This is a genomic window from Leuconostoc citreum (assembly GCF_007954785.1).
GTDB classification, from domain to species: Bacteria; Bacillota; Bacilli; order Lactobacillales; family Lactobacillaceae; genus Leuconostoc; species Leuconostoc citreum.
In genome coordinates, this window is record NZ_CP042410.1 from 167,026 (window position 1) to 193,626 (window position 26,601).

At 39.8% G+C, this 26,601-nt stretch carries 21 protein-coding genes, 1 tRNA gene, 1 pseudogene and 1 riboswitch; of the genes and pseudogenes, 13 read left to right on the plus strand and 10 right to left on the minus strand.

Annotation, left to right across the window (positions count from 1 at the left end):
- Positions 1-129 precede the first annotated feature (129 nt).
- Positions 130-2,208: a DNA topoisomerase gene (locus tag FGL72_RS00865; protein ID WP_085699628.1), complete on the plus strand. Its 2,079-nt coding sequence runs from the start codon at positions 130-132 to the stop codon at positions 2,206-2,208.
- A 37-nt stretch (positions 2,209-2,245) separates the two neighbouring features.
- Here the strand turns inward: FGL72_RS00865 and FGL72_RS00870 are convergent, their stop codons facing one another.
- The gene (locus tag FGL72_RS00870; protein WP_004901435.1) at positions 2,246-2,542 is read right to left on the minus strand and encodes a winged helix-turn-helix transcriptional regulator; all 297 of its coding nucleotides are present in this window, start codon (positions 2,540-2,542) and stop codon (positions 2,246-2,248) included.
- 129 nt (positions 2,543-2,671) lie between these two features.
- On the opposite strand from FGL72_RS00870, the gene FGL72_RS00880 reads away from it, so the two are divergent.
- From FGL72_RS00880 to FGL72_RS00905, 6 genes are read left to right on the plus strand one after another with little or no spacing between them, the layout of a single operon-like run.
- The gene (locus FGL72_RS00880; protein WP_085699630.1) at positions 2,672-3,871 is read left to right on the plus strand and encodes an ATP-binding protein; all 1,200 of its coding nucleotides are present in this window, start codon (positions 2,672-2,674) and stop codon (positions 3,869-3,871) included.
- 15 nt (positions 3,872-3,886) lie between these two features.
- Complete coding sequence (locus FGL72_RS00885) at positions 3,887-4,441, plus strand: NAD(P)H-dependent oxidoreductase (protein WP_085699632.1); 555 nt, start codon at positions 3,887-3,889, stop codon at positions 4,439-4,441.
- A gap of 26 nt (positions 4,442-4,467) precedes the next feature.
- Positions 4,468-5,145: a triose-phosphate isomerase gene (locus tag FGL72_RS00890; protein WP_004901429.1), complete on the plus strand. Its 678-nt coding sequence runs from the start codon at positions 4,468-4,470 to the stop codon at positions 5,143-5,145.
- 7 nt (positions 5,146-5,152) lie between these two features.
- The gene (locus FGL72_RS00895) at positions 5,153-6,406 is read left to right on the plus strand and encodes a CinA family nicotinamide mononucleotide deamidase-related protein (protein WP_004901426.1); all 1,254 of its coding nucleotides are present in this window, start codon (positions 5,153-5,155) and stop codon (positions 6,404-6,406) included.
- Positions 6,407-6,424: 18 nt separating this feature from the next.
- Positions 6,425-7,159 (plus strand): SDR family oxidoreductase, encoded by a 735-nt coding sequence (locus tag FGL72_RS00900; RefSeq protein WP_146992297.1) that lies wholly within the window; start codon positions 6,425-6,427, stop codon positions 7,157-7,159.
- Between the two features lie 18 nt (positions 7,160-7,177).
- On the plus strand, positions 7,178-8,251 hold the full coding sequence (locus FGL72_RS00905; RefSeq protein WP_133286083.1) for a glycerol dehydrogenase: 1,074 nt from the start codon (positions 7,178-7,180) through the stop codon (positions 8,249-8,251).
- An 82-nt stretch (positions 8,252-8,333) separates the two neighbouring features.
- On the opposite strand, the gene FGL72_RS00910 is transcribed toward FGL72_RS00905, so the two are convergent.
- Entirely contained in the window at positions 8,334-9,293 is a 960-nt protein-coding gene (locus FGL72_RS00910; protein ID WP_085699639.1) for a Dyp-type peroxidase, read from the minus strand.
- Between the two features lie 149 nt (positions 9,294-9,442).
- On the opposite strand from FGL72_RS00910, the gene FGL72_RS00915 reads away from it, so the two are divergent.
- Both FGL72_RS00915 and FGL72_RS00920 read left to right on the plus strand, forming a co-directional pair.
- Positions 9,443-10,813: an MFS transporter gene (locus tag FGL72_RS00915; protein ID WP_133286013.1), complete on the plus strand. Its 1,371-nt coding sequence runs from the start codon at positions 9,443-9,445 to the stop codon at positions 10,811-10,813.
- A 197-nt stretch (positions 10,814-11,010) separates the two neighbouring features.
- A pseudogene (locus FGL72_RS00920) lies at positions 11,011-15,499 on the plus strand (glycoside hydrolase family 70 protein).
- Between the two features lie 50 nt (positions 15,500-15,549).
- Here FGL72_RS00920 and tenA read toward each other — a convergent pair.
- From tenA to FGL72_RS00940, 4 genes are read right to left on the minus strand one after another with little or no spacing between them, the layout of a single operon-like run.
- Positions 15,550-16,221: a thiaminase II gene (gene tenA, locus FGL72_RS00925; RefSeq protein WP_085699643.1), complete on the minus strand. Its 672-nt coding sequence runs from the start codon at positions 16,219-16,221 to the stop codon at positions 15,550-15,552.
- 11 nt (positions 16,222-16,232) lie between these two features.
- Positions 16,233-16,895 (minus strand): energy-coupling factor transporter transmembrane component T family protein, encoded by a 663-nt coding sequence (locus FGL72_RS00930; RefSeq protein ID WP_146992299.1) that lies wholly within the window; start codon positions 16,893-16,895, stop codon positions 16,233-16,235.
- Positions 16,892-18,301, minus strand: coding sequence for an ABC transporter ATP-binding protein (locus tag FGL72_RS00935; RefSeq protein ID WP_146992301.1), 1,410 nt, complete (start codon positions 18,299-18,301; stop codon positions 16,892-16,894). The genes FGL72_RS00930 and FGL72_RS00935 overlap by 4 nt, the downstream gene beginning before the upstream one ends.
- Positions 18,294-18,875, minus strand: coding sequence for an ECF transporter S component (locus FGL72_RS00940; protein WP_004901403.1), 582 nt, complete (start codon positions 18,873-18,875; stop codon positions 18,294-18,296). The genes FGL72_RS00935 and FGL72_RS00940 overlap by 8 nt, the downstream gene beginning before the upstream one ends.
- A gap of 136 nt (positions 18,876-19,011) precedes the next feature.
- A riboswitch (TPP riboswitch) is annotated at positions 19,012-19,101 on the minus strand.
- Between the two features lie 116 nt (positions 19,102-19,217).
- Here FGL72_RS00940 and FGL72_RS00945 point away from each other — a divergent pair.
- Positions 19,218-20,555 carry a dihydrolipoyl dehydrogenase family protein gene (locus FGL72_RS00945; RefSeq protein WP_085699647.1) on the plus strand — a complete coding sequence of 446 codons (1,338 nt, stop codon included), beginning with the start codon at positions 19,218-19,220 and terminating at the stop codon, positions 20,553-20,555.
- 123 nt (positions 20,556-20,678) lie between these two features.
- Here FGL72_RS00945 and FGL72_RS00950 read toward each other — a convergent pair.
- Positions 20,679-20,750: transfer RNA gene (locus tag FGL72_RS00950), tRNA-Gln, on the minus strand.
- Positions 20,751-20,859: 109 nt separating this feature from the next.
- Here FGL72_RS00950 and FGL72_RS00955 point away from each other — a divergent pair.
- The 3 genes from FGL72_RS00955 (at position 20,860) to FGL72_RS00965 (ending at position 23,385) form a co-directional block, all read left to right on the plus strand.
- Positions 20,860-21,372 carry a phosphatidylglycerophosphatase A family protein gene (locus FGL72_RS00955; RefSeq protein ID WP_004901399.1) on the plus strand — a complete coding sequence of 171 codons (513 nt, stop codon included), beginning with the start codon at positions 20,860-20,862 and terminating at the stop codon, positions 21,370-21,372.
- 160 nt (positions 21,373-21,532) lie between these two features.
- The gene (gene nagA, locus FGL72_RS00960) at positions 21,533-22,675 is read left to right on the plus strand and encodes an N-acetylglucosamine-6-phosphate deacetylase (protein WP_085699649.1); all 1,143 of its coding nucleotides are present in this window, start codon (positions 21,533-21,535) and stop codon (positions 22,673-22,675) included.
- A 2-nt stretch (positions 22,676-22,677) separates the two neighbouring features.
- Positions 22,678-23,385 (plus strand): GntR family transcriptional regulator, encoded by a 708-nt coding sequence (locus FGL72_RS00965; RefSeq protein ID WP_085699651.1) that lies wholly within the window; start codon positions 22,678-22,680, stop codon positions 23,383-23,385.
- A gap of 28 nt (positions 23,386-23,413) precedes the next feature.
- Here FGL72_RS00965 and FGL72_RS00970 read toward each other — a convergent pair whose 3' ends face one another.
- The 3 genes from FGL72_RS00970 to FGL72_RS00980 are packed head-to-tail and all read right to left on the minus strand — an operon-like array spanning position 23,414 to position 26,556.
- Positions 23,414-24,109 carry a methionine ABC transporter permease gene (locus tag FGL72_RS00970; RefSeq protein WP_004905337.1) on the minus strand — a complete coding sequence of 232 codons (696 nt, stop codon included), beginning with the start codon at positions 24,107-24,109 and terminating at the stop codon, positions 23,414-23,416.
- Positions 24,106-25,191 carry a methionine ABC transporter ATP-binding protein gene (locus FGL72_RS00975; RefSeq protein WP_004901388.1) on the minus strand — a complete coding sequence of 362 codons (1,086 nt, stop codon included), beginning with the start codon at positions 25,189-25,191 and terminating at the stop codon, positions 24,106-24,108. The genes FGL72_RS00970 and FGL72_RS00975 overlap by 4 nt, the downstream gene beginning before the upstream one ends.
- A 12-nt stretch (positions 25,192-25,203) precedes the next feature.
- Complete coding sequence (locus tag FGL72_RS00980; protein WP_133286015.1) at positions 25,204-26,556, minus strand: M20/M25/M40 family metallo-hydrolase; 1,353 nt, start codon at positions 26,554-26,556, stop codon at positions 25,204-25,206.
- Between the last annotated feature and the right edge of the window lie 45 nt (positions 26,557-26,601).

Here is a 26,601-nt window from a genome sequence, read left to right on the forward strand (position 1 = left end):
TGTTAACGATAAGCAAAGGATAACTCACCATATCAAATTTTGCCATAGCAATACCAGTTTTTAGTGAAATATGTGATAATCTGGTAAAATGAGAGAAAGTATTAGAGAAGAAGTGACACAGGATAGGACATGCCCAAATATCTTATTTTAACTGAAAAGCCGTCAGCTGCCGCAAATTTTGTGAAAGCGCTAGGCGGTAAAAACGGTCAATTTGACACGTTTACTTACACAATTACCAATTTGCGTGGTCATGTGATGACGCTAAAAGATCCTGAAAAAATGGTGTCAGAAGACCTAAAAAAACAGTATAAATCCTGGTTAATTAAGCATTTACCTTGGAATTTAAACGATTTTAATTGGGCGCGTACCTATATTCGACAACGTAATTTGCGGACAGGTAAAGTCGCATCTACTAAGCAGTTAGTTGACGATCTCAAAAAAGAAGCTGCAAATGGTTATGATGCCATCGTGATTGCCACCGATACGGATCCTTCTGGTGAAGGTGAGTTATTGGCTTGGGAAGCATTAGAAGCAATTAAATGGCGCGGACAAGTATTACGTGCCAATTTTATGGATGAATCGGTTAAGGGTATTCAGACGTCTATGCAGCATTTACGTGATGTTTCTGATAAAAATCAAGATGGCGAGTACATTAAAGGTGAAAGTCGTAATCGATGGGATTTTGCGTCCATGCAATTGACACGTATCGCCACGACAGCTGCCAAGAAGCAAGGTTTCAAAGTTGTGGCACGTGAGGGCCGACTGAAATCAGTGATTGTTTGGCAGATTTATGCCCAGCTAGAAGCGATTAAACGATATGTGAAAAAACCTTATTTTGAAGTTAAGTTTAAAGACCTTGCGGGGCACATTTTTGGTCGTATTACGCCAGAAGGGGATGTGATACCTTGGCGTTTTGATAGCAAAGCAGTTGCACAGCAGGATTTATTGCAATATCATGAGAGTGCGGTTACTAATGAGCGGCACCAAACCCGTACACAAGCACCTGGTAAACTATTAGATTTAGCTGGATTAGCAGCCATATTAGCACCACGTGGTTTTTCTGCCAAAGAAGTATTAAGTACCTACCAAAAAATGTATGAGGCCCAGGTTGTTTCATATCCGCGTACCGAAGATAAGACAGTGACCCCAGAACAATTTAATGAACTATTACCTAAAATTGATCAAATTGCTCAAGTTGTGCATGTTGATACAGCCCTGCTGACACATAGGCAACCACGGGCGACCCATGTTAAGAACCAAGGAGCACACGGGGCTAATCGACCTGGAGAAAATGTACCTACTGATTTGGCAACCCTAACCAAATTTGGAGCGAGTGCACAAGCTATCTATGAGGTATTGGCCAAAAACTATTTGGCCATGTTGGCAGAAGATTATGTCTATGATCATGTCACGGCAAATTTGACTGATTATCCAATTTTTAAGACAGCTTATAATGTGCCAGTTCAGTTAAATTTTAAGGCTGTGTATGATTCACAGCGTGCCATTAAGGTAGATGATGATGATGAAACAGCTGTAATGGGTCAGCTTGGACCAACTGCACAACCTTATTTGTATGAAGGGGCCAATAAAAAGCCACAGGCGCCAAGCACGAAGTGGATCATGGCCTTTTTAGAGAAACACAATGTTGGAACAGGTGCGACGCGCGTCTCGACCTTATCTGATATGAGTCGGGGGACGAAAGCTATGATTAAGGAAACGCGTGGTAAATTAACACTGACTGAAACAGGTAATGTCTCAGCTGTTATGGTTAAAGGCACATGGATTGCGTCCCCTAAAATAACTAAGCGCCTCTTTGAGATGATGGACCAAGTCGGTCGTTTTGAAATGACAATGCCTAAATTATTGGACTCTGTTACCCAAGTTGTGGTACATGACATGCCTATCATGGTAGCAAATGCTGAGCAATTAGAAACGTTACTTGGGCAACCAAAAATAAAACCGAAACGCCCAGTAAGTGAAAAGACGACGGGCCAATTTAAAGGTGAAGAAATCACCTTTGCTAAAGAATGGAGCGGGCATGTTTTTACGGACGAGGAGCTAACCAAGTTACTCAATGGCGCTGAAATTAGTTTTGAAGCTAAATCTAAACGTGGTAAACTATATACGGCTACAGGCACAATGGCAAAACAAACATATAAAGGGCGTACTTTTTATGGCTTCAAGTTAAAACCCAAGCCCAAAAAATGAAACATCTAACAGTACATTAATGACTGTTAGATGTTTTTTAATTTGATGTATTATTTAGTTGTTCTAATATGATCAGCATAGTCGAACCTTTTGGTGAGATTTTATAGATAACACGCAGTGGAATACGTTCCACAACTGTGCGACTAACTAGACGATAAGTCACTAGTTGTTTTAAACGATCAGTGAGTACCTTGTGCGATATTCCCGGTAAAGACTGATGCAATTGGTTGAAACCAGTAACTTGTAAATCTGCAATGGTCAATAATATTTCAATTGACCATTTGGCGCCCATTAGCTTCATGACTTGCTTTGTAGATGTTGAAATAGTGGGCATGTTTCCTCGATTTAGTCATTAACGCACAAAATAGTGCGTTATGTGCGATTACAGATAAATATAGTAAAATAATTCACATGGCTAATTATAAACTATGCAATATTATTTAGCAAGATAAGGAGGCCTCCCATGCAGATTGATCACTTTGCTGAAGCATTAGATGCCTCTCAGCCATTGTCTATTGATGCCAATAGCTTGCTGGCACACCATCTGCTTATTACTGGCGCCACAGGGAGTGGTAAATCAACCTCACTCCTGAGGCTAGTGGAATGTTTACGAGACAAAAAACAAGCAACAATTATTTTTGACCCAACAGGAGAATATCAGACAGCTGGGCATGTTGTTCGTTATAAATTAGGAGAAAATGCCAGTATAGATGTTAGTCAGTTAACCGCCATGGAAATTACCAAGCTTCTTGGTGATCATGAGGGCGAGTTTGTTGACAGGTTTGAGAGTGCAATTACTGCGTTACAAATACAAAAACAAGTCGTCAAGCAACCAGGGATATACAACAAAATTAATCGCACACAAGTCAGTTACAGAAATGATAAATCGCAGCTAAAATTCTGCGGACATGACTATGATACGTCTCAATTAATTAATCAATTAATTCAAGAATTTATTGTACCATATGCTGATCATCAGGCTGACTACAATTTATTGGGTCAGACATTAGACTATCAAGTTATTCAAAGACATTGGTCAAAAATATTGGCCATGCAAGAACAATTATCATCACCGAATTTGGCTGGTTTATTTAAGCATGAACAAGTCAATGCGCAACAGCCACAAACAGATATGAGTTATGTACTTAAGTTATTTGCAACACGAAAAAGTCAGGCTACTTTGGTGATTGACGTGAGCATGCTAATGAAGCATGGGGCACAAAGTAGGCTAGTATTATCCATTTTGTTAAGAGAATTACTGACTATTCGCACGACAAGTGATGCCCGTTTTCCGCTAACTATATTTTTAGACGAAGCACATCGTTTCTTACCAAATAACAATGATACACTTTCTGATTCAGGACTTTTTAAATTAATACGTGAAGGCCGTAAGTATGGTTTGTATGTTGTGTTATCGACGCAATCGCCATTGGACTTACCAGTCAAATTAAGCGGACAATTTGGCAGCTTGTTGATACACCAGTTAAATAATCAGGCAGAGGTAACGAGCTTACTAAATAACCAAGCAGAGCAGGTCGCTACATATCAAAAGTTATCACCAGGTCAAGGGCTACTTAAAGTGAATGGGACAACAGTGGTACATCCAGTTTGTGTTGCTATACCGAATGCTTTACATTCTACGGATTCACCTAAATTTAGTTAAAATAAGGAAAAATAAATGAATATACTAGTAATTAATGGCTTTGAAGAACACCACGATGCAAATGGTCAGTTAAATCACCGTTTGTTTACAGAATATGTGAGACAACTAAAAACACAACACAACATACGTGTGTCATTTGCAACAGAATATCAACGTGCTGATGAAATTAATAAATGGTTATGGGCTGATTTAATCATCATACAATGCCCTATTTATTGGTTTAATGTACCAGGAAAACTGAAAAGTTACTTTGATGATGTATTCGCTTATGGCATCTTTTATGGGCTAGATTATACAAAATATGGTCAAGGTGGCCGATTAATAGGTAAAAAGTTTATGTTGTCGACAACATGGAATGCACCTGAGTCAGCATTTAATGATAATAATGAATTCTTTAATGGTATGCGAGTGGCAGATATCTTGATGCCCACAATTAAAGCATTAGAATTTGTTGGTGTAGCACCTTGGTCACGTGATGGTGTCATTGCTTATCACGATGTGATTCATAACCCGCAATTTGAGCTGTATTTATCGCAGCAAGCGCAATTTATTGATGAGGTTAATGCATGATTTGTATCGTTAATTTTAAGAGTCTGATGTGCTATAAGAAACAGCTACAATGGTTACAAGATATTGAGCAACTGCCACTTAATTTTAAGTTACTGGTTGCACCAACACTACCTGAGCACAACACGTATCAAAATTATGAAATTATTGCGCAAAACATTAGTCTAGCACAACGTACCGTTGGTGAAATGTCTGCCAATGTGCTTAAAGCATTAGACATTAGATACGCTTTTGTTGGTCATTTAGAACGGCGAAAATTATTGAACGAGACCACGGATATCATCCATGAACGCTTAGCCAACTGTCTGAATAATGATATGATTCCAATTATTTGTTTGGGGATGCATAGTGGCCCAGATTTGGTTATACGTGAATTAAAATCTATTCTTAAAAATATTGATTTTATGGGGCAACGTATTATTGTTGCTTATGAATCGCTTCGTTCCACACAGTCTAATAGTTCAGCGTACTCTTATGTAGAAATGGAAGCTGTTTATTTGAAGTTAAATCAATATCTGTCTGAATTAGTAAAAAACAGCAATTTAGCGTCTTATAGTTTAGTAATGGGTGGACATATTACGGCAGAAGGTATTTCTGTAGCTCGAAAGATTGGCTATGATGGGGTGCTTATTGGCGATCGGTATCAAGAAGTTAGTGCATTTCAGCCCATTATTGAGGCATTAAATCAAGTTAAAAAAGAAAGGTGAGGCTGCTTTGAAAGCTGAAATTATATCTGTCGGCACCGAGTTGTTACTAGGTCAAATAACAGATACGAATCGACCATACATTGCACGGGCTTTGCACGATATGGGGATTGAATCGTATCATCAGTCAATTGTGGGCGGTAATGCGGCCGATATTCTAACAACGCTGCGTTTAGCTGCACATCGTTCTGATTTAATTATATTAATTGGTGGATTAGGGCCTGCCGTTGATGATCTCACAAAACAAGTTGTGTCGCAATTCATTAATAGCTCACTGATACCAGATACAGAAGCATTGCGTAAATTAAAAAAGTGGCATGATGCTGTTGATGTTGAAATGGCCGATAATAATTATCGGCAAGTGCTCTTCTTAGAACAGGGTAAGCCATTAAAAAATGATTTTGGTTTTGCTGTTGGTAGTTTTTATCAAAGTAATGATGGGCCAGATTTTTTATTAATGCCTGGACCACCTTGGGAAATGGTGCCAATGTTTGATCATTATGTTGTCCCGTTACTTGAAAGACAGTATTTGCATGGCCAGGTATTGAACTCGCTCGTCATGCGTTATTTTGGCATTGGTGAATCGCGATTATCTCAACTAATCAGTGATTTAATGATTTCTCAAACGAATCCAACAATGACAACTGATGCTAAAAAACACGAAGTAACCATTAGGTTAACGTCTAAGGCATCATCTGAAGCCATAGCAGAGAATTTAAATCAAAAAGCGGCTGCTAAGATTAATACATTGGTTGGAGACTACTTTTATGGTTATGGTGCCCATAATTCACTCGAAAAAGTGGTTGCAAATTTACTTGAAGAAAATCAGCAAACGATTGCGATGACAGAAGTTTTTACACGTGGCTTGGTACAATCAACATTGCAAAATGCGTTATCGCAAACGGAAACATTAGCTGGTGGCTTTAATGGTATGAGTGCTTTACTAGATCTAACTGACGATGAAATTGAACTATCTGGTGATAATGGCGCACAATTAGTGTCACGTCTAGCACAACTAACGCAACAGCGTTTAGGCGCTGATATAGGGTTGGCAATTTTAGCAGAAACACCCGAATCCAATGGACAGCATGATTATGTTAATGAAAAAGTTTGGTTTGGCTTAGTTAGCCATCAAGAGAGGTTACTAGTCACTTCACAAAGCTTTGCAAAAGATCATCAAGATAACGTTGAAGATGCGATTTTTGTAGCACTTGACTTAATTCGTCGACACTTATCGCAGCAAAATTTAGTAGATCGTGCTTGAAAAATAGGGGGAATAGATATGGTTAAACAGTTACAAGGTAAGACGGTTTTAATAACAGGTTCTTCTCGAGGTATTGGTTTGGCAATGGCTAAGCATTTTGATATTCTCGGGGCACAAGTCATTTTACATTCACGACAAGGTGTCGCAGACAATATAAAAGCACAATTCCAGACACAACCATTGGAAGTGATGTTTGATTTGACTAATCAGCAAGCCATTGATGATGGCATAAATGCCTTGTACCGAAGTCAGGCATTTAAAGGGGTTGATATTTTAATTAATAACGCAGGCATTACAGCCGATCAACTAGCTATCAATATGTCATCAGACAACTTTGCACAGGTTATTAATGCTAATTTAGTGGGGACGTTTAATGTGACGCAACCAATTTTAAAGCACATGCTTAAAGCCAGAACAGGCTGCATTATTAACATGAGCTCGATTGTCGGTCTGCATGGTAATATTGGACAGGTTAATTATGCTACAAGTAAAGCAGGATTAATCGGCATGACAAAAACGCTAGCCAAAGAAGCGGTAAGAAGACAAGTGCGTGTCAATGCAATTGCCCCTGGTATGTTTAAATCTGATATGACTGATGTGTTATCTGATAAGATTAAGTCTCGAATTCTAGAGACAATACCGATGCAACGCTTTGGAAATGTAGCTGAATTAGCTGAAGTAGCAGCATTTTTAGCTGAAGCACCATATATCACAGGGCAAACAATTGTGGTCGATGGCGGTCAAAGTATGTAACTTAGAGGAGGAAGTATGATGAAAAGCTATTCTAGTCCAGCTTTATATATGCAGGGTCAAAATATTCTATCACAAGATTACGATCAAATAACGTGTCTTGGTCACCGTGCAATTATTCTGAGTAACGGTATTGCAGTTAATGTTGCAGCAGAACCACTATGCCAGACATTAAATACGCAAAATTTAGTGAGTGAAGTTGTTGTAATTAGTGATCATTTTAATGATCATGAATTGACTAATTTAACAGCACTCATCAAAGAAAGAGCGGCAGATATTGTCATTGCTGTTGGTGGCGGTAAAGTTATAGACATTTCTAAGATTGTCGCCGCAAAAATTGACTGTCAATTAGTTATTGTGCCCACATTGGCATCGACAGATGCACCAACCTCAAGATTATCGGCAACTTATAATGCACAGGGACATTTTGAAAATTATATTTTTTTTGATCGCAGCCCCAGCCTCGTGATGGTCGATACGGACATCATAGTCAATGCACCAACACGAACACTGATTGCAGGCATTGCTGATGCACTGGCAACATTTGTTGAATATCGTGCTGTCAAGTGTGCTCATGGACAAAATATGTTTGGGGATAAGGCTACGATCGCAGCAGGCGTGTTGGCAGAACAAGCGACTAAAACAATTTTTAGAGAAGCAAAATTAGCGATTAAAGCCAATAGTGCACACACTGTAGATCAGCATTTTGAAAATGTTGTTGAGGCGAATATCTTATTAAGCGGTATCGGTTTTGAGAGCGGTGGTGAGGCGGCAGCCCATAGTATTGCTAACGGTTTAACGCAATTTGTTTCGCCTACCATTATGCATGGTGAAAAAGTAGCTTTCGGATTGTTGGGTCAACTAGTACTCTCGCAATCATCTAGTGTATTATATCAAAAATATCTCAAATTTTTGCGAGCCTTAGGTTTGCCAGTTTGTCTAAAGGATTTAGGATTAACACGAGATCGACAAACACTTTATCAGATTGCACAAGAAGTATTAAGACCTAATGAAACAATTCATCAAATGAATCTCTCATTGACAGCAGCTGATATTGTTAATACGCTGTTACAAATAGATAGTTACGCCAATTAATTATGGATGATCAGTATGTCTGATAAGCAAAAAAAGCGACTAACACGAATAAGGTGTGAGCCGCTTTTTGAATCAAATACTGTTATTTATTTAAATCACCATCAGCTATGGCAGCTAGTAAATCGCGCGATGGAATAAAGAACAATTGACCAGAAAGTATATCAGAAAAGCTAAGTAAGAAATCGGATTGATCTAGCATGTTTTGAAGCATGCCTTTAATAATATGCCAGTGACGTGAGTAACCCATAAAGTAGGTGCCAGTTTTACCTGAGGCGGGATTAGAAAAAGGGACATTCATACGAATTATTTTTTGTTCTTCACCGTTTGGTTCAAATTTTGAGGCAACATTGTGCGCATTATGATATTTATCTTCATCTGCTAATTCAAGATCTGAGAATTTTTCGCGACCAATGGCTTTTTCTTGTTCTTCAGTCTTCAAATTGTGCCAGAAATCCATGTTATGTTGCCATTTTTGTGCAAAAGCATAAGATCCATTAATGAAAGGTGCATCTTCATCACCAATTAATGCATACTCTGCGGTATCTTCAATAGCAGGTGCCTCTGTGCCATCAATAAAACCAATAATTGCGCGACCTTCAAAATAACGAAAACCTTTCGTCTCATCCACCACACTGGTAATATTTTTTAAAAAGCGCATAAATTGTGTTTGTGCTTCGTAAACAACGGCTTCATTACTAGCACGAATATGAAAGAAAATATCACCGTCAGTTGCTGGCATGCTATATTCAGGGCCGCGCAAGGTTTGGTATGTTTCTAATTCACTTGGTTTGGCTGCATTGGGAAATAAATATGTCCATGCTTGGTTGCTGAAGCCAAAGGCTACTTTCAAACCAGATTCTGCGGCTAAATGAGAATCACGAATGCGTAGTGATCTTATAATAGCTTGTGAACGGTCGGCAAATTCTTGTATTGCCTCTTGTGCTAGCGCTTGATTGTGTCTTGTTAATTTTAAAACGGTAAATTGTACATGTTCACCAACGTCTTTCCACACATCTTGTGCTTTGCTTGGGGTAATTGCCATAGTGATAACCTCCAAAAGTTAGATTTTATTTGCAACATTAGCGTACACTATTTTAATTCATTAATCAAGAATCATTCTAATTTAACTTGAAAAAATCATTCTAAAAGTTTAGAATGATTATAAGTTATTTACAGAGGGAGAAACAAAAAATGTTTAAAAATGTGAAACAATTAACCCCATTTTCGCTCGTTTTACTCGCTATTTCATTTACAATGTCAATTAGTCAATCAACTATGACAACAGCTTATCCGATTTTAATGAAAAATTTTGGGGTTGATGCTAGTACAGTACAATGGCTAACTACTGGCTTCATGATTGCGATGACACTTGTTATGCCACTTAGTCCATGGCTATTAGATAATATTAAACTAAAACCATTACTCAACGGAATTGTAGCCGTTTTTTTAGTTGGCACAGCAGTAGCTATGGTGACGCCTGTGTTTTCGGGTATTATTATTGGTCGGTTATTAGAAGGCATGGCTGTTGGCGCACTATTTCCAACTTTTCAAAGTGTTATTATGGAAAACACTAACCAAGAAAAACGTGGGACAACAATGGGGGTTGTTGGTCTAGTGATGGGTTCAGCACTTGCTGTTGGTCCGATTATATCTGGCGTTGTGTTGCAATGGGTATCTTGGCGCGCACTATTTATTTTATTTTTTGTTATACTACTTGGCCTTTTAATAGGCTGCCAGAAGTTGATTCAAAACACACATGAGCTTAAAAAGTCGCAATTTGACTGGTTATCAGCTGTTACGCTCATCGGCTTTGGGGGTATTTTGTACGATATTTCTAGTTTGCCAAAAAATGGCTTTAGTGTACAGTGGTGGCTGATTTTAGTTGTCAGTCTGATATTACTGACTTTTTTCGTGTTTCGGCAACACAGATTAACACAACCATTCCTTAATTTAACGGTATTTAAATATAAAGGGTTTTTACCAGGTATGTTGTTAACTGGTATTTCTTATTCAGGGCTCATTATTGCTACCGTCTTAATGCCGTTATTTTATCAACGTGTTTTTCATTTAACACCCCTTTGGTCAGGCCTATTAATGGTACCCGCCGCTATTTTTCTCAGCCAGCTCAATCCAAGAGCCGGACGTTTACTTAATCAAATTGGCCTAAAAAAGCTAGTCTATATTGGAACTAGTATGATGATTTTTGGGTATTTATTATTAAGTATTGCCGGCACTACATCCTGGCTCATTGGTTTACTGGCGGCGATGCTACTAGAAGGTGGCAATGCCTTTATTATGATGCCCGCGATAACAGCTGCTAACAATGCCTTAACGAAAGACCTGATGAGTCATGGGACAGCTCTAATTACAACAATGCGGCAAGTCATCGGCGCAGCGAGTGTTGTTGTGGCGTCTATATTAATTGCTTACTTTAGTACTACTAAGACGATTGGTACCGCATTATCTCAAACGAGCGCGTGGTTTGTTCTCGTGCCGATTATAGGGTTATTAATGACTAGTCGTTTACAAAATCATGTATCCAAATCTCAAATGAATAAATAGTAAAAAAGCAAGGAGTGCCTGTGATCCTTGCTTTTTTATTGTCCTATTATAAATAAAGGGTGTAATATTCAATTTTGCATAATTTAAGATAAGCTGTTTTTGCTATGTATGATTTAATGAGAGTCTTGTGCTTAAGCGTCAATATGAAGTCATTGACCTATTATACAAGCAAATTATGAGTTCATAGGAGAACAAAAATGCAAAACGGCGAAGTGTGTCAGCGTAAAAAACTGTACAAGTCAGGGAAGATATTAGTTACAGCAAGTATTTTTGCTGTTATGGGTTTTGGTACTGCCATATCACAAGCAAACGCGAGCAGTAGTGACAATGACAGCAAAACACAAACTATTTCAAAAATAGTAAAAAGTAAAGTCGAACCGGCAACTGTTCAACCAGCGGAACCTGCGGAACCTACTAATAAAATAGTTGACCAAGCAGATATGCATACGGTCAACGGGCAAAACAGCGTGCCACCAGTAGTGACTAATCAATCCAATCAACAGGCTGCAAAACCAACTACACCTGTTACCGATGTCACAGATACGCATAAAATCGAAGTAAACAACGTCCCTGCTGATGTTATGCCAGCAAATGATCCAGATAAACAATCAGTGACTAATGCACCAGTAGTGTCGCCAAAGCATGATACGGACAAGCAGGACGATTCACTAGAAAAACAGCAAGTATTAGAACCGACCGTAAATAGTAATATACCAAAAAAGCAGACAAATCAACAGTTAGCGGTTGTTACAGCACCAACAAATTCAGCACCTCAAACCAAAACAACAGCAGAAATTTCTGCTGGCACGGAGTTAGACACGGTGCCTAATGTTAAGCATGTAGATGGCAAAGTTTATTTTTATGGAGATGATGGCCAACCAAAAAAGAACTTTACTACTATTATAGATGGTAAACCTTACTACTTTGATAAAGATACAGGGGCACTATCTAATAACGATAAGCAATATGTATCGGAATTATTCAGTATTGGCAATAAACATAACGCCGTCTATAACACATCATCAGAAAATTTTACGCAATTAGAAGGACATCTGACGGCAAGTAGTTGGTATCGTCCAAAAGATATTTTGAAAAATGGTAAACGTTGGGTACCTTCAACAGTGACTGATTTCAGACCATTATTGATGGCCTGGTGGCCGGATAAGAGTACGCAAGTCACTTATCTGAATTACATGAAAGATCAGGGCCTCTTGTCTGGTACTCATCACTTTTCCGATAATGAAAATATGCGGACCTTAACGGCAGCTGCCATGCAGGCACAGGTAAACATTGAGAAAAAAATTGGGCAACTTGGCAATACGGATTGGTTGAAAACGGCGATGACGCAATACATTGATGCCCAGCCCAATTGGAATATTGACAGTGAGGCGAAAGGAGATGATCATCTACAAGGTGGTGCACTGCTTTATACAAATAGTGATATGTCGCCAAAGGCCAATTCTGATTATCGTAAGCTGAGCCGTACGCCTAAAAATCAAAAAGGTCAAATTGCTGATAAATATAAGCAAGGTGGGTTTGAACTATTACTAGCAAACGATGTCGATAATTCTAATCCAGTTGTGCAAGCAGAACAACTTAATTGGTTACATTATATGATGAATATCGGTAGTATTTTACAAAATGATGACCAAGCTAATTTTGATGGTTACCGTGTTGATGCTGTCGATAATGTGGACGCTGACTTACTACAGATTGCTGGTGAATATGCTAAGGCTGCCTATGGTGTTGACAAAAATGACGCGAGAGCGAATCAACATTTATCAATTTTGGAAGACTGGGGAGATGAAGATCCAGACTATGTCAAAGCACATGGCAACCAGCAAATTACAATGGATTTCCCCTTGCATTTAGCGATTAAATACGCGCTCAACATGCCTAATGATAAACGGAGTGGCCTTGAGCCAACCCGTGAACACAGTTTAGTCAAACGAATTACAGATGATAAAGAAAATGTTGCACAACCAAATTATTCATTTATTCGAGCTCATGACAGTGAAGTACAAACGATTATTGCTGATATTATTAAAGATAAAATCAACCCGGCCTCAACAGGGCTAGATTCAACAGTGACTTTGGATCAAATTAAGCAGGCTTTTGACATCTATAATGCTGATGAATTGAAAGCAGATAAAGTTTACACACCTTACAATATTCCAGCTTCATACGCTTTGTTATTGACTAATAAAGACACAATTCCACGTGTTTATTATGGTGATATGTTCACGGATTGATGGTCAATACATGGCTAAACAATCACCTTACTATCAAGCCATTGATGCGTTGTTGAAAGCTCGTATCAAGTATGCTGCTGGTGGTCAAACCATGAAAATGAACTATTTTCCAGATGAACAATCTGTTATGACATCAGTTCGTTATGGTAAGGGTGCAATGACGGCAAGTGACTCTGGTAACCAAGAGACACGCTATCAAGGTATTGGACTTGTTGTCAACAATCGCCCAGATTTGAAACTATCTGACAAAGATGAAGTCAAAATGGATATGGGTGCGGCACATAAAAACCAAGATTATCGCCCAGTTTTGTTGACGACAAAATCAGGATTAAAAGTCTACAGCACTGATGCAAATGCACCTGTCGTTCGAACTGACGCCAATGGCCAATTAACTTTTAAGGCAGACATGGTATATGGTGTAAACGACCCACAAGTGTCAGGGTACATTGCGGCTTGGGTACCAGTAGGGGCTTCAGAAAATCAAGATGCTCGAACGAAAAGTGAAACAACGCAGTCAACTGACGGGAGTGTTTATCATTCTAATGCAGCGTTAGATTCGCAAGTCATTTATGAAGGCTTTTCAAATTTTCAAGACTTTCCAACAACACCCGATGAGTTTACGAACATTAAAATTGCTCAAAATGTTAACTTATTTAAGGATTGGGGTATTACTAGCTTTGAAATGGCGCCACAATATCGCGCCAGCTCAGATAAAAGTTTCTTAGATGCTATCGTACAAAATGGTTATGCATTTACAGATCGATATGATATTGGTTACAACACACCAACAAAGTATGGGACAGCAGATAATTTGTTAGATGCTTTACGTGCATTGCATGGTCAGGGGATTCAAGCGATTAACGACTGGGTACCAGATCAAATTTATAATCTACCCGATGAACAGTTAGTCACGGCTATTCGAACAGACGGTTCAGGTGATCATACTTATGGTTCAGTTATTGACCATACTTTGTATGCATCAAAGACAGTTGGCGGGGGCATTTATCAGCAACAATATGGTGGGGCCTTCTTGGATCAATTAAAAACACAGTACCCGCAACTTTTCCAGCAAAAACAGATTTCCACAGATCAGCCAATGAACCCAGATATTCAAATTAAGTCATGGGAAGCCAAGTATTTCAACGGTTCGAACATTCAGGGGCGTGGAGCTTGGTATGTTTTGAAGGACTGGGGCACACAACAGTATTTTAATGTGTCAGATGCGCAGGCCTTCCTTCCAAAGCAATTATTGGGTGAAAAGGCCAAAACTGGTTTTGTTACGCGTGGTAAGGAGACTTCATTCTATTCCACTAGTGGCTATCAAGCAAAATCTGCCTTTATTTGTGATAACGGTAATTGGTACTACTTTGATGACAAAGGGAAAATGGTTGTTGGAAACCAAGTTATCAATGGCATCAATTATTACTTTTTACCAAATGGTATCGAATTACAAGATGCCTATCTAGTACATGATGGTATGTACTATTATTATAATAATATTGGCAAGCAACTGCACAACACATATTACCAAGATAAACAAAAAAATTTCCATTACTTCTTTGAAGATGGGCACATGGCACAGGGTATTGTCACCATCATTCAAAGTGATGGCACCCCAGTCACACAGTACTTTGATGAAAATGGTAAGCAACAAAAAGGCGTGGCGGTCAAAGGATTAGATGGTCATTTACATTACTTTGACGGTGCGTCAGGGAATATGCTCTTTAAATCATGGGGTAGACTAGCAGATGGCTCTTGGCTATATGTAGACGAGAAAGGTAATGCGGTTACAGGCAAACAAACCATTAATAATCAAACGGTTTACTTTAATGATGATGGTCGTCAAATCAAAAATAACTTTAAAGAATTAGCAGATGGTTCTTGGATTTATCTTAACAATAAAGGTGTTGCAGTAACAGGAGAGCAAATAATTAATGGGCAGACACTTTATTTTGGTAACGATGGTCGTCAATTTAAAGGGACAACACATATAAATGCTACTGGTGAAAGCCGTTACTATGACCCAGACTCAGGTAATATGATAACTGATCGTTTTGAACGTGTTGGTGATAATCAATGGGCTTATTTTGGTTATGATGGTGTTGCAGTAACAGGGGACCGAATCATTAAAGGGCAAAAACTCTATTTCAACCAAAATGGTATCCAAATGAAAGGCCACTTACGTCTTGAAAATGGTATCATGCGTTATTACGACGCTGATACTGGCGAATTAGTTCGTAATCGATTTGTATTGCTATCTGATGGTTCATGGGTTTACTTTGGCCAAGCCGTAACTGGCGTGCAAGTGATTAATGGCCAAACATTATATTTTGACGCAGATGGTAGGCAAGTCAAAGGGCAGCAACGTGTAATCGGCAATCAACGCTATTGGATGGATAAAGACAATGGTGAAATGAAAAAAATAACATACTAGAATGATTAAAAAATAACCTCACAGGCGTTGGTTGCCTGCAAGGTTATTTTTTAATGTTGAAATTGCCATGTTTTTTGTTGCCAAGCAGCTTCCCAAAAGTGCCATTCCATTTCTAAACTGCATAAAAATGTTTGTGCAACATGCTCTTTTTGTTCATTATTTAGAGTCGTTACTGCTCGGTTTAGCGCTTCAAAACGCCAAATATTGTAATCAGGTGTATCTGAATTTTTTTGTGGTGCATAAAGTTCAATCCACTCTTTCAAGGGGTTTTGCTCTCGATTAGCGCCACGTGAAACGAGTTGTTCACCAATGACCGCATAACTCCAAACACATGGTAGCAAAACAGCGATGGCATCCGCATAAGTACCGTGATATGCAGATGCATACATATGATCAGTATAGCGTTTTGTTTCTGGTTCACGTTGCCAATTTTCTATGTGGTGACCAGTGATGCCAAGCATGACTTCATGTGCTTGTGACTCATTTTGAACAAAGGCAGCGGTCGCTAAAAGATTGGTAATATCTTCGGCATTCGTTGTTTTTGTAATAGCTAATGAAGTGACCTGCAAATAATCTTTTAAATAGTGTTCATCTTGTTCAACATAATAATTTAAAACGTTGTGAGGCACCTGACCATTGGCGATAGCTTCGACAAATGGGTGGCTCATAATCGCGCTCATCATAGGTTGCGCACGTTCTAAAAGTGTTTCTGAAAAAGACATGTTTTTTCTCCTTAATACCAACCTGGGAATAATAGTAGCTGAAACATAAGTAAGATAATCGCGGCAATAACCCAATCACGTAATTTGATTTTTACAACTGCCAGATGTGTTCTGGTTGCCCCCTCTGTGAAGCCATGGCTAACCATACCTTCTGCTAAATTTTGAGAACAACGAATCGCAGCTAAAATGGCTTTGAAATATAACTGTGGTGCCCAAATATGAAGTGTTTGGCCACGCATTTGTGCTGCTACGCGTATAGTTTTAACTTGTTGATTCACTGCTGGCATGAAGTTCAAGACGCCAACAAGGGCATAAACAAATGTCGCGCTTAAATGTGCGCGTTGCTCAAGTGTCGCCAGGAAAATATCACGTTCATCATTGAGTTTTAATGTGAATAAACCACCAAGCCATAAGTAAGCAAAAACACGAGATAACATGATCCATGCCATATGAACATGATCACCGGTACCAAAATACATCAGTGAGAACCATGATCCCAGGCCAGGCAAAATTGGAAGTAACAATAGCCAAAGCCATTGTTGCCAACGCAATTTAAGGACAGTATAAATGAGAGCACTAACGATAATAATTACCAAATTAACAGTGACGCTTTTAATAAAAGTTAGTTCCAACGCAATCAACATAATAACACCAAATTTCATTAGTGGATTCATGAGGCATCCCCCTGAAATGTTAAGTGTTGTTGCTCGAATTCGAGATGATAGTCAAACCAATCCGTTACAGCATGCAGTTGATGACTAATCATGATAACAGTCTGTGATTGTTTATCGGTTACTTCGGCAATTAAGTCTAATAGTTGTTTTTGTGATTCAGCATCTAGTCCGGCCAGCGGTTCGTCAAATAATAACACTGGGGTACCTGTAATTAGCATCAACAAAACTTGCAGCTTTTTTTGTTGTCCACCAGATAGTTGATAAACAATATGGTCGCGAACATGTTTGAGATTTAAGCGTTGCAAGGTGGAAGTAATGACATCATCTGACCATTGTTTGGCGAAATGACTGGTAGCTTGCGCTTGTTTGAGTTCTTCTGCCATTGTCATTGCAATAAATTGTTGTTCAGCATTTTGAAAGATCAGGGCAACCTGACGTACATGCTGTGCAATACGGCGTTTAGCAATGTCTTGGCCTTGGTAGCTGATTTTACCACCATAAGGGTAAAGTTTGACTAACGCGGAAAAAAGAGTCGATTTACCTACACCATTTGGTCCAGTAATCAGGGTGCGTTTAGCTGTAGGAAAAGACAAACTTGTCTCATTTAGTAGTAGTCTGTCACCATTTGATAGGGAGACTTGTTTGAGATCTAAATCACCAGGCTGGGCTGCCGGTAATTTTGTATGAATTTCAGGGGCAATAGGTAACTGCGATAAAATATGATGGCTTTCTTCGGCATTTGCTACATGGAGTTGGCCATCAGACATCACAAAAATATCGTCAATGACATCAGCATAACCACTCCAATCATGATCAGCAATCAGAATGGTTTTACCTTGTTTTTGATAATCCTTAATTAAATGAATGAGCTGTAACCGTGATTGAGGGTCTACATTAGCAAAGGGTTCATCGAGTAATAGATAATCGCTGTCTGCTGCTAAGATAGCTGCTAAGGCTACCTTTTGTTTTTCACCACCAGATAATGTCATGAGGTCATGCGTGATAAATTCTTTCATACCGACACGTGCAAGTGATTGCGTAATAAGATTAGGTATTATTTGAGGAGAACGCTGTAAATTTTCCAGACTGAAACGCAATTCTTCAAATGGTGTTTTCATCACGAACTGGCGGGTTGGGTTTTGGAAAAGATAACCAATATGGTCAACGCGTTGATAAGGGACGATATCATGAATCGCATAGTTGTCAAGTGTTAGTTCTCCTGTCAGTTTACCACCACTAAATGTTGGATAAAGACCAGCAATTAATTTAAGTAGTGTTGATTTGCCGCTACCACTAGGTCCAACTAGCAAATTGAGACTACCAGGTCGCAACGTCATCGAGACGTTTTCGAGTACGGTGGTGTCTTGATAAGCAAAACTGACCTGTTTGACAACCAGATTAGCCACGATGCAAGACACCTGATTTTTCAATTAATTTTTGAATAGCAACAACTAGTACACCGCCAAAGAAAAACAATGAAATGAACCGTGTAATAAATAGGGCCACCAACAAACCAACATGATATGAAGCATAGCCATCACGGAATAATGACCAAATAAAAGTGATAATTGTACCAGTAATTGCTGAGGCGAAAATACCTCGCCAATGCCAATCTTTATAAGCTAAAGCGGCAAATCCGGCTTCACTACCCACACCTTGAACCAAGCCTGAGAGCAATGTTGCAACCCCCCATTGACCACCAAGCAACATTTCGACTGCTGAGGCAAAGAGCTCGCCTAATACACCAGCGCCAGCCTGACGAATTAATATGCTGGCTAGTGGCGCGGCCATCATCCAACCCCCGATTAATAAATCGTTAGCAAATGGGGCTAATCCCATGGGTGTCAAAGCAGCTGCTAGTATATTATAAACAGGGCCGAGGACCCAAAAGATAAAGCCAATAAACACCGCAACAAAAGCGAGCAGTAAGACATCGCGTAGCGCCCAATGGTGTTGTTTAGATTCTGAAACAGTTTGCATAATTGTTATGCCTCCATAAAATTTTTTGTAGTTTCTATTTTATGTCTGGCAAAGTGCAGTTATTGTGTGCTGATGCTTGAATTTTAGCAAATAAAAAACGCCTGGCAATTAGATGAGCCATGCGTTTGCTAAAATACACACTAAAGCGCAATGCTCCCTTCGCTGGTGCTAACCAGAGCAGGTTCAATGGGTGTTTCTCAGCCAAATGGCACCCCAGATTGTTAAATATAAAACTACACGTTAAACTTAACATAAATTGTGTAGATATGCAATTATTTTCATGAAAACGACCAGTATATTGACTTGACATTGCCTGATATAATATAAGTAACGAGGTAAATGATGGTTGAATATCAGTATGAAGTTGGTGTTATTGGCGCTGGTCCAGCAGGACTTGCAGCCGCTTTTGCCGCAAAAGCTTTGGGTAAAAAAGTGGTCATTTTAGAGCAATACTTATGGGGTGGAACCTGCCCAAATTACGGCTGTGATCCTAAGAAAATTTTGCTTGCAGCAGTTGAGAATATTAAAAGACAAAAAGCCTTACAAACGCGAGGTTTGCATGGCTATTCACAAATTAATTGGTCTGATTTAATGGCTCACAAACAGCGTTATGTTGATGCTGTGCAACCGCGTAAAATTCGTGGTTTGGATCAAGCAGGTATTGCGCGCTTTTATGGTCATGCCAGCTTTATCAATGAAGATACTGTTCGTGTCGGAGATTCTAAGGATACAATTAGAGCAAGTGATTGGGTTATTGCAACGGGTCAGCGACCGCAGACATTAAATTTTCCGGGATCAGGCTATACACAAAATTCAGAAGATTTTTTGAACATGCCAAATATGCCAGAAGACGTGACATTTATTGGGGCTGGTTTTGTGGGCGTTGAATTTGCAACAATTACGAATACGGTTGGTGCACACACGCGTATTGTTACTGAGGGGCAAACTGCTTTGCGGGCATTTGATCAGATATTGGTACAACAATTGATGACAGAGATGCAGGAAACAGGGATTGAATGGTATTTTAATGCTACTGTGTGCCGCATTGATAAGACTTTAACTGGTCGCTTGGTCGTTAAACTAACCAACGGAACAACATTTGAAACAGACCGTGTGTTTGTTACGGCTGGACGTATTGGCAATTTTGATCAGATGAATTTGGCCGCAGCTGGTGTGGCTTGTCAGGTGGCCGATTTGCCTGTTGATGAGCACTTACGTACCAGTAATTCCCATGTTTATGCTGTCGGGGATGTTGGCGGCTCACCAGTACCAAAACTTGTCCCAACGGGTAACTATGAAGGACGTTATGTGGCACAAGTGATTGCCGGAAAAACGAACGCGCCAATAAGTTATCCAACAACACCAATTGTCGTATTTGGATCACAGCACATCGCCCAAACGGGCTTAACGGTTGCCGCCGGTCGAACAGCAGGTTATCGTGTGATAGATATGGATATGAGCGATGTGATTACTTTTTTCCGTTACCATGATCAAGTGCGTGTACGTGTGGTATTGGACCACAATGACTGCATTGTCGGCGCGAGCGTCATTGCAGCTGAAGCAGAAGAAGTGATTAATTATTTTGTGACAGCGATTAATGAACGGCGTACATTAGCGGAAACACAGGCAAATTTGTATGCTTATCCATCTTTGGGTTCGGAATTTGCAACATTTTATTAACCTTGCATCTAAAAATGGGCCGACATTTAATGGCAAAAAGCATAACATGACTTTGTTCTGTCAATCAATTGTTACTATACGCGTTTTTAAACCAAAAAAAACAGTCCGAAGACTGTTTAGAAATTGCCCCTGTTGGATTCGAACCAACGCATAGTGGCACCAGAAGCCACCGCCTTACCGCTTGGCCAAGGGGCAATTACTCTATATATTTTACAGGGTCTCCTACCATTTTGCAAGTAGAAATTTGTCTTTGTCAAAAATAAGATTTTTCGTTATACTTAGGAAACAGACTAAGGGGGATACCATGCAGTACGCAACCTATGAAAATACCGTTGAGAAGCTAGAGCGTCATCACATTACAATTCGTGCCATTGCCGACATTGCTTACAATAGCGAAAAAGCTTATCTGCCGAATTTATCTATTGAGCAAGTGGAAGAAGCTGTTATCAGTATTTTGCATAAACGTGTTGTACAACACCAAGTCTGGGTAGCCTTAGAACTTGATCGTTTAGCAGAAGCACATTTACTCGAGTCGCCATTGCAAGATCTTGTTGAAAGCGATGATTCTTTGTTTGGTGTGGATGAAACACTAGCCACTGCTATTGCTATGTCTTACGATACCATTGGGGTAACGAATTATGGCTATATCGATAAATTAAAAATTGGTTTGGTGGGTGAACTTGACCGCAAAGGGAAAACCACCTCAGCTGTAACAACTTTTGCAGACGATATTGTTGGTGCTTTAGCTGCAGCTGCAGCATCTAAAGTTGCTCATAAATACCCAACTGGTATTTTGGACTCAGATAAAATTAATTAAAAACGCGTTGACGTTTTTTTTTATTGCCTTGATTTGCATAATCGGTCTATACCAATTATAATGAGTATAGACACAAGGAGGAGAGGTGCTCAAATGTCTACGTTAATAAACATGTTGTGGTGTGCGGTGTGTTAGTAACTAGACTACCTCGCAGATAATTATGGCAAAGTTACTGAAAAATATTGATTTATATACGGGTTATCAACATATAGCAGATGCCTATGTGCGTTTCACGGATGTTATACAAGATGTTGGCTATATGGTAGATTTTTCAGAGCAAGCAGATGATGAGCTAATTGCGGAGGCAACAGGACGATTGGTTGTCCCAGGATTTATTGATGTCCACAAACATGGTGGCTATGGTTTAGATACGATGGATGGTGATCCAGATAAATTAAATAACATGGTTAATTTGATGGTTACTGAAGGGATTACATCATTATTTCCCACAACAATCACGCAATCGCCCGAGAACATTGAGCGCGCACTTGTCACAATTAATCAGGTTGCAAAAAAAAATCCTGTGATTCAGGGCATTCATTTGGAAGGACCGTTTATTAATAAAGTCTTTATGGGCGCACAACCAGAAGAATACATTATTAATCCGAATACGGCTTTACTTAAAAAGTGGTATGCTTTATCAGGTGAACGCATTCGGCTAGTGACCTATGCACCAGAAAATGGCGGCATTCCTGATTTTGAAGCATTTATGTTGGCACATCGTATTGTTCCTTCTATTGGACATTCTAATGCTACACGCGCACAATTGTGCCATTCACGAGCAACGCATATCACGCATCTGTATAATGCCCAACGGCCATTACATCATCGTGAGCCAGGTGTCACCGGGCATGGTATGATAGAAGAAGCAATTACTGGTGAGCTAATTGCTGATGGTTTCCATATTACCCCTGACATGTTGGAGTTGGCTTTTCGCTTGAAGGGTGCGCAACGACTTGAATTAATCACTGATTCAATGCGTGCTGAAGGTTTAGGTGATGGTATCTCAGAACTTGGTGGTCAAAAAGTCACCGTAAAGGATAAACAAGCACGTCTAGATAATGGTCATTTAGCTGGGTCAGTCCTAGCTTATGATGATGCCTTCCGTAATATTCAAACGATGACTTCAGCCAGTATTCAAGACGCGGTGCAGATGAGTTCTGTTAACCAGGCACTTGAATTTGGATTAACACAAAAAGGGCATCTCGCGATTGGTAAAGATGCTGATTTCAATTTATTTAATAAGAAGGATATGCGATTACAGGCGACTTACTCAATGGGTCGCCGCTTTGCAAGGGAATAATGATGACAAAATCCGCCACACCACGTTATATTCAAATTCACAATCAAATAAAAGCGCGAATTGAAGCCGGCGAATGGCAGTCCGAAAAACGGCTGCCGGCTGAACGTGAGTTGGCGGAAACATTTGGCGTATCACGAATGACGCTAAGACAAGCTATTCAAACACTGGTAGATGAAGGCATACTTGAACGTAAAGTTGGTTCTGGGACTTATGTTGCCGAGCAGAAAGTAGCCGAGCGTGCTTTAGGGATGACTAGTTTTACGGAATTGATGTCAGCGACTGGACGTGTAGCAAAAACACAAACAATCAGTTATAAAATGACTTCACCCTCGGCCTCAGAAATGGCACAACTGGATTTATCAGAAAATGATGAAGTGTTGGTCATGGAACGCTTGAGAATGGGGGATAACGAACCAATTTTGCTGGAACGGGCAACGGTGCCCGCAACACTTGTGCATGGCTTTTCGCGCCATGATCTAACGGAGTCGTTGTATCATACTTTAGCAAAAGCGGGTATCAAACCAGGCCGAGCTGAGCAGACGATATCAGCCAGCCTAGCCAATGAACGTTTATCGGAATTATTACAAATTAAGCGCGGGGATGCTATTTTAAGTGTACGTCAAGTGTCATTTGACCAAAATGACCGTCCCTTTGAATATGTGAGATCGTATTATGTTGGTGAACGATTTGAGTTTAAATTAGCACGTTAAAAAAGCCTTGGTTATACACCAAGGCTTTTTATTTATGACTGAGCTTTTTAGCTAGGAAATCCCCAACTAATTGGACAATTAAGACAAAAATCAATACAAGAATTGTTGCTACCCATGTCGTATCTGAAGCAAAGCGATTATAGCCATACGAGATAGCCATATTTCCAAGCCCACCGGCACCAATTGCGCCAGCCATAGCGGTTAAACCAATTAAGCTGATTAGTGTTACAGTTGACACACGAATAATTTCTGAACGACCTTCGCGTAAATAAACACCAAATACAATATCCCAAAATGAGGCGCCAACTGCTTGTGCAGCTTCGACAATGCCGCCATCTACTTCAGCTAATGCTACTTGTACTTGACGTGCATAAAAGGGAAAGACACCCAATGATAAAGGTACTAATGCAGCAGTTGTACCAATTTGTGTACCGACAATTAGTTTCGTGAAAGGTGCGATAGCAGCCAGCAAAATAATGAATGGCACGGCACGGAATATTGAAACGACTTTATCAAAGAGCCAGAATAGAGCCCGATTTGGGGCGATACCATTTGGTGCAGTAATAACCAAGCCAATACCAAAAATCAAGCCCAGCAAACCGCCAAATAATGCAGACCAAAAGGTCATGAATAATGTTTGTGTAATAGCAGTTAGCCAACCGGTATCGCCGGTCCAACCTTGATAAACGACGTTAGGAAATGTTTGTGTAAACCATTGGCTCATAGTGTTGAACCTCCTTTAAGAACTTCTACTTCGACATGATGATCAGCTAGTGTTGATATGGCTGATTTGACTTGTTCTGCATGACCAGAAAGTACAACCAGTAAAGACCCTACCGGCGTATCCTGCAAAATTTCAATATTACCATATAAAATATTGGCCGTGACATTGAAATCGCGGAATAATCCAGTAATTAGTGGTTCGTCTGTCGTATCACCCACGTAGGATAAGCGAACAAAGACCTCGTCTGACTTTAAGTTTTGAACGAGTGGTTGGAAAGAAATTGTCTCGATAGCTTTATCAATATTAGTTGCTGTTTCGATAAATTCCTTAGTCAGTTGTTCAGTTGGTTGTGCAAAAATTTCTAGTAGTGAACCGCGTTCTATAATTTCACCATTTTGCATCACGGCAACTTTGTTGGCAATTTCTTTTACTGCCTGCATTTCGTGTGTGATTAAGACAATCGTTAGACCAAGTTCTACGTTTAATTTTTTCAAAAGTGCAAGAATTTGGTTGGTTGTCTTCGGGTCAAGAGCTGAAGTGGCTTCGTCTGAAATCAGTATTTCCGGATCATTAGCCAATGCCCGCGCAATGGCAACGCGCTGTTTTTGTCCACCCGATAGTTGTGAGGGATATTGTTCAGCACGGTCTGTTAAATCGACTAAGGCAAGTAATTCTTTAACTTTTGCCTCTTTTTGTGCTTGGGACAACGAACTGTGTTGTAGGGCGAAGGCAACGTTTTCGGTAACGGTACGTTCGTTTAGTAAATTAAAGTGCTGAAAAATCATACCAATTTTACGGCGACGATTGCGTAAATCTTTTGCTGAAATATGTGTTTTAGCCCCTGCTTCTGTATCAGCTTTGAAAAATGTTTCGTCGTTAACAACAACAGAACCGCTAGTTGGCTCTTGTAACAAATTGATAACGCGAACAAGAGTTGATTTACCGGCACCCGAATAACCAACGATACCATAAACATCCCCACGTTCGATGTGAACAGAAACATTTTTTACCGCGTTGATTGTTCGTTTTTTTTGGTGAAAGGTAACATTAATATTATCTAGTGCAATAATTGGTTGGCTCATAGAGTTACTCCCTTAGTGATTTATGATTTTATGTTTTGACTCATTGTAGCTGTTAATAAGCGCTTTGATGACATCAATATGCTCGTTATAGTCCGATAAACGAACATTTTCATTTGGCGCGTGATCATATGTTTGCGCATAACCAATGCCTAAACTGGCAATTGGTGCTTGCAGCGCATCGTGAATAATGGCCATTGGTCCAGTCCCAGGGGAGGTTGGCATCACACTTGGTTCAGCATGGTAGTATTGTCTGGCAACATTAATCACGCGTGCAATTTCTGGGTGAGACATGTCGCTTCGGTAACCCGGCTGTCCCAATGTCATAGTCAATGTGATATCTGGAAAACCTTGCGAGACTAGGTGATTATTGATATGTTGAATCGTTGACTCTGGGGACATATTTGGCACTAGTCGTGATTCCAATTTAGCATGAGCTTGCGCTGGTAAAACTGTTTTGACGCCTTTACCATTATAACCCGAGATTAAGCCTTCAATGCTAATTGTTGGTTGAAAGTACAAGATTTCTTTAAAATCAGCATCATAGCGATTAGTATATAGTGGTGCGTTCAGGCTGTATTTCTCAATGAGAGATTCAGGTGTAATTGGTAGCGCAGCGACTAAATCTTTTTCACGCTGATTAGGCGGCAACACGTCGTCAAAAAAATGTGGAACGATAATGCGACCGTGTTTATCGAACAGTGTCGCAATGGCTTGCGACAAGCGTATTGCTGCGGAATCGACAACGCCTGCTAACGAAGAGTGTAAGTCAGTATTAGCTGTTGTGACAGCTAAGTCAAAAGTGACGATGCCTTTATTACCACCAAAAATTTCAAGTACACCGTCATCGTTTTTACCACCGGATTCCCAAATAACTAAGTCAGCAGTTAAACCTTGCGTATGCTTAATCAGGTATTCTTGTAAGTAACGAGAGGCCGTTTCCTCTGAACCTTCAACAATAAAAACAATGTTAACTGGTAATGTCTCATGTTCATCGATATATTCTGCAACAGCAGCCATCCGTGCAGTGAGATTACCCTTATCATCGTCGACACCACGGCCAAATAATTTATCATCATGTGATGTCAATGACCATGGATCAGTTTGCCATAATGCCAGTTGCTCGGCGGGTTGCACATCATAATGATTATATATCACGATAGTTTGCGCATCTGGATGGGGACTGTGTAATTGGGCCATGATGAATGGTGCAAAGTAAGTGTCATCATAAATGACTTCAGCGCCGAGTAATCTAAAAGCATCAGCGATACAAGTTGCTGCCTCTGGTAGATGCGATTGTTGCGCCGAAACACTAGGAATAGCGATTAATGTTTTTAAAAGATTGAGATAATGATCACGAATAGACACTGGCTTCCCCCTTTTTTGTGATGAAGTTATGTACCTGCAAACTTA

What these genes read in the sequence shown, in the direction of transcription:
- FGL72_RS00865 (WP_085699628.1), top strand. Translation starts at nt 130, where the DNA reads ATGCCCAAATATCTTATTTTAACTGAAAAGCCGTCAGCTGCCGCAAAT.
- FGL72_RS00870 (WP_004901435.1), bottom strand. Translation starts at nt 2,542, where the DNA reads ATGCCCACTATTTCAACATCTACAAAGCAAGTCATGAAGCTAATGGGC.
- FGL72_RS00880 (WP_085699630.1), top strand. Translation starts at nt 2,672, where the DNA reads ATGCAGATTGATCACTTTGCTGAAGCATTAGATGCCTCTCAGCCATTG.
- FGL72_RS00885 (WP_085699632.1), top strand. Translation starts at nt 3,887, where the DNA reads ATGAATATACTAGTAATTAATGGCTTTGAAGAACACCACGATGCAAAT.
- FGL72_RS00890 (WP_004901429.1), top strand. Translation starts at nt 4,468, where the DNA reads ATGTGCTATAAGAAACAGCTACAATGGTTACAAGATATTGAGCAACTG.
- FGL72_RS00900 (WP_146992297.1), top strand. Translation starts at nt 6,425, where the DNA reads ATGGTTAAACAGTTACAAGGTAAGACGGTTTTAATAACAGGTTCTTCT.
- FGL72_RS00905 (WP_133286083.1), top strand. Translation starts at nt 7,178, where the DNA reads ATGAAAAGCTATTCTAGTCCAGCTTTATATATGCAGGGTCAAAATATT.
- FGL72_RS00910 (WP_085699639.1), bottom strand. Translation starts at nt 9,293, where the DNA reads ATGGCAATTACCCCAAGCAAAGCACAAGATGTGTGGAAAGACGTTGGT.
- FGL72_RS00915 (WP_133286013.1), top strand. Translation starts at nt 9,443, where the DNA reads ATGTTTAAAAATGTGAAACAATTAACCCCATTTTCGCTCGTTTTACTC.
- tenA (WP_085699643.1), bottom strand. Translation starts at nt 16,221, where the DNA reads ATGTCTTTTTCAGAAACACTTTTAGAACGTGCGCAACCTATGATGAGC.
- FGL72_RS00930 (WP_146992299.1), bottom strand. Translation starts at nt 16,895, where the DNA reads ATGAATCCACTAATGAAATTTGGTGTTATTATGTTGATTGCGTTGGAA.
- FGL72_RS00940 (WP_004901403.1), bottom strand. Translation starts at nt 18,875, where the DNA reads ATGCAAACTGTTTCAGAATCTAAACAACACCATTGGGCGCTACGCGAT.
- FGL72_RS00945 (WP_085699647.1), top strand. Translation starts at nt 19,218, where the DNA reads ATGGTTGAATATCAGTATGAAGTTGGTGTTATTGGCGCTGGTCCAGCA.
- FGL72_RS00955 (WP_004901399.1), top strand. Translation starts at nt 20,860, where the DNA reads ATGCAGTACGCAACCTATGAAAATACCGTTGAGAAGCTAGAGCGTCAT.
- nagA (WP_085699649.1), top strand. Translation starts at nt 21,533, where the DNA reads ATGGCAAAGTTACTGAAAAATATTGATTTATATACGGGTTATCAACAT.
- FGL72_RS00965 (WP_085699651.1), top strand. Translation starts at nt 22,678, where the DNA reads ATGACAAAATCCGCCACACCACGTTATATTCAAATTCACAATCAAATA.
- FGL72_RS00970 (WP_004905337.1), bottom strand. Translation starts at nt 24,109, where the DNA reads ATGAGCCAATGGTTTACACAAACATTTCCTAACGTCGTTTATCAAGGT.
- FGL72_RS00975 (WP_004901388.1), bottom strand. Translation starts at nt 25,191, where the DNA reads ATGAGCCAACCAATTATTGCACTAGATAATATTAATGTTACCTTTCAC.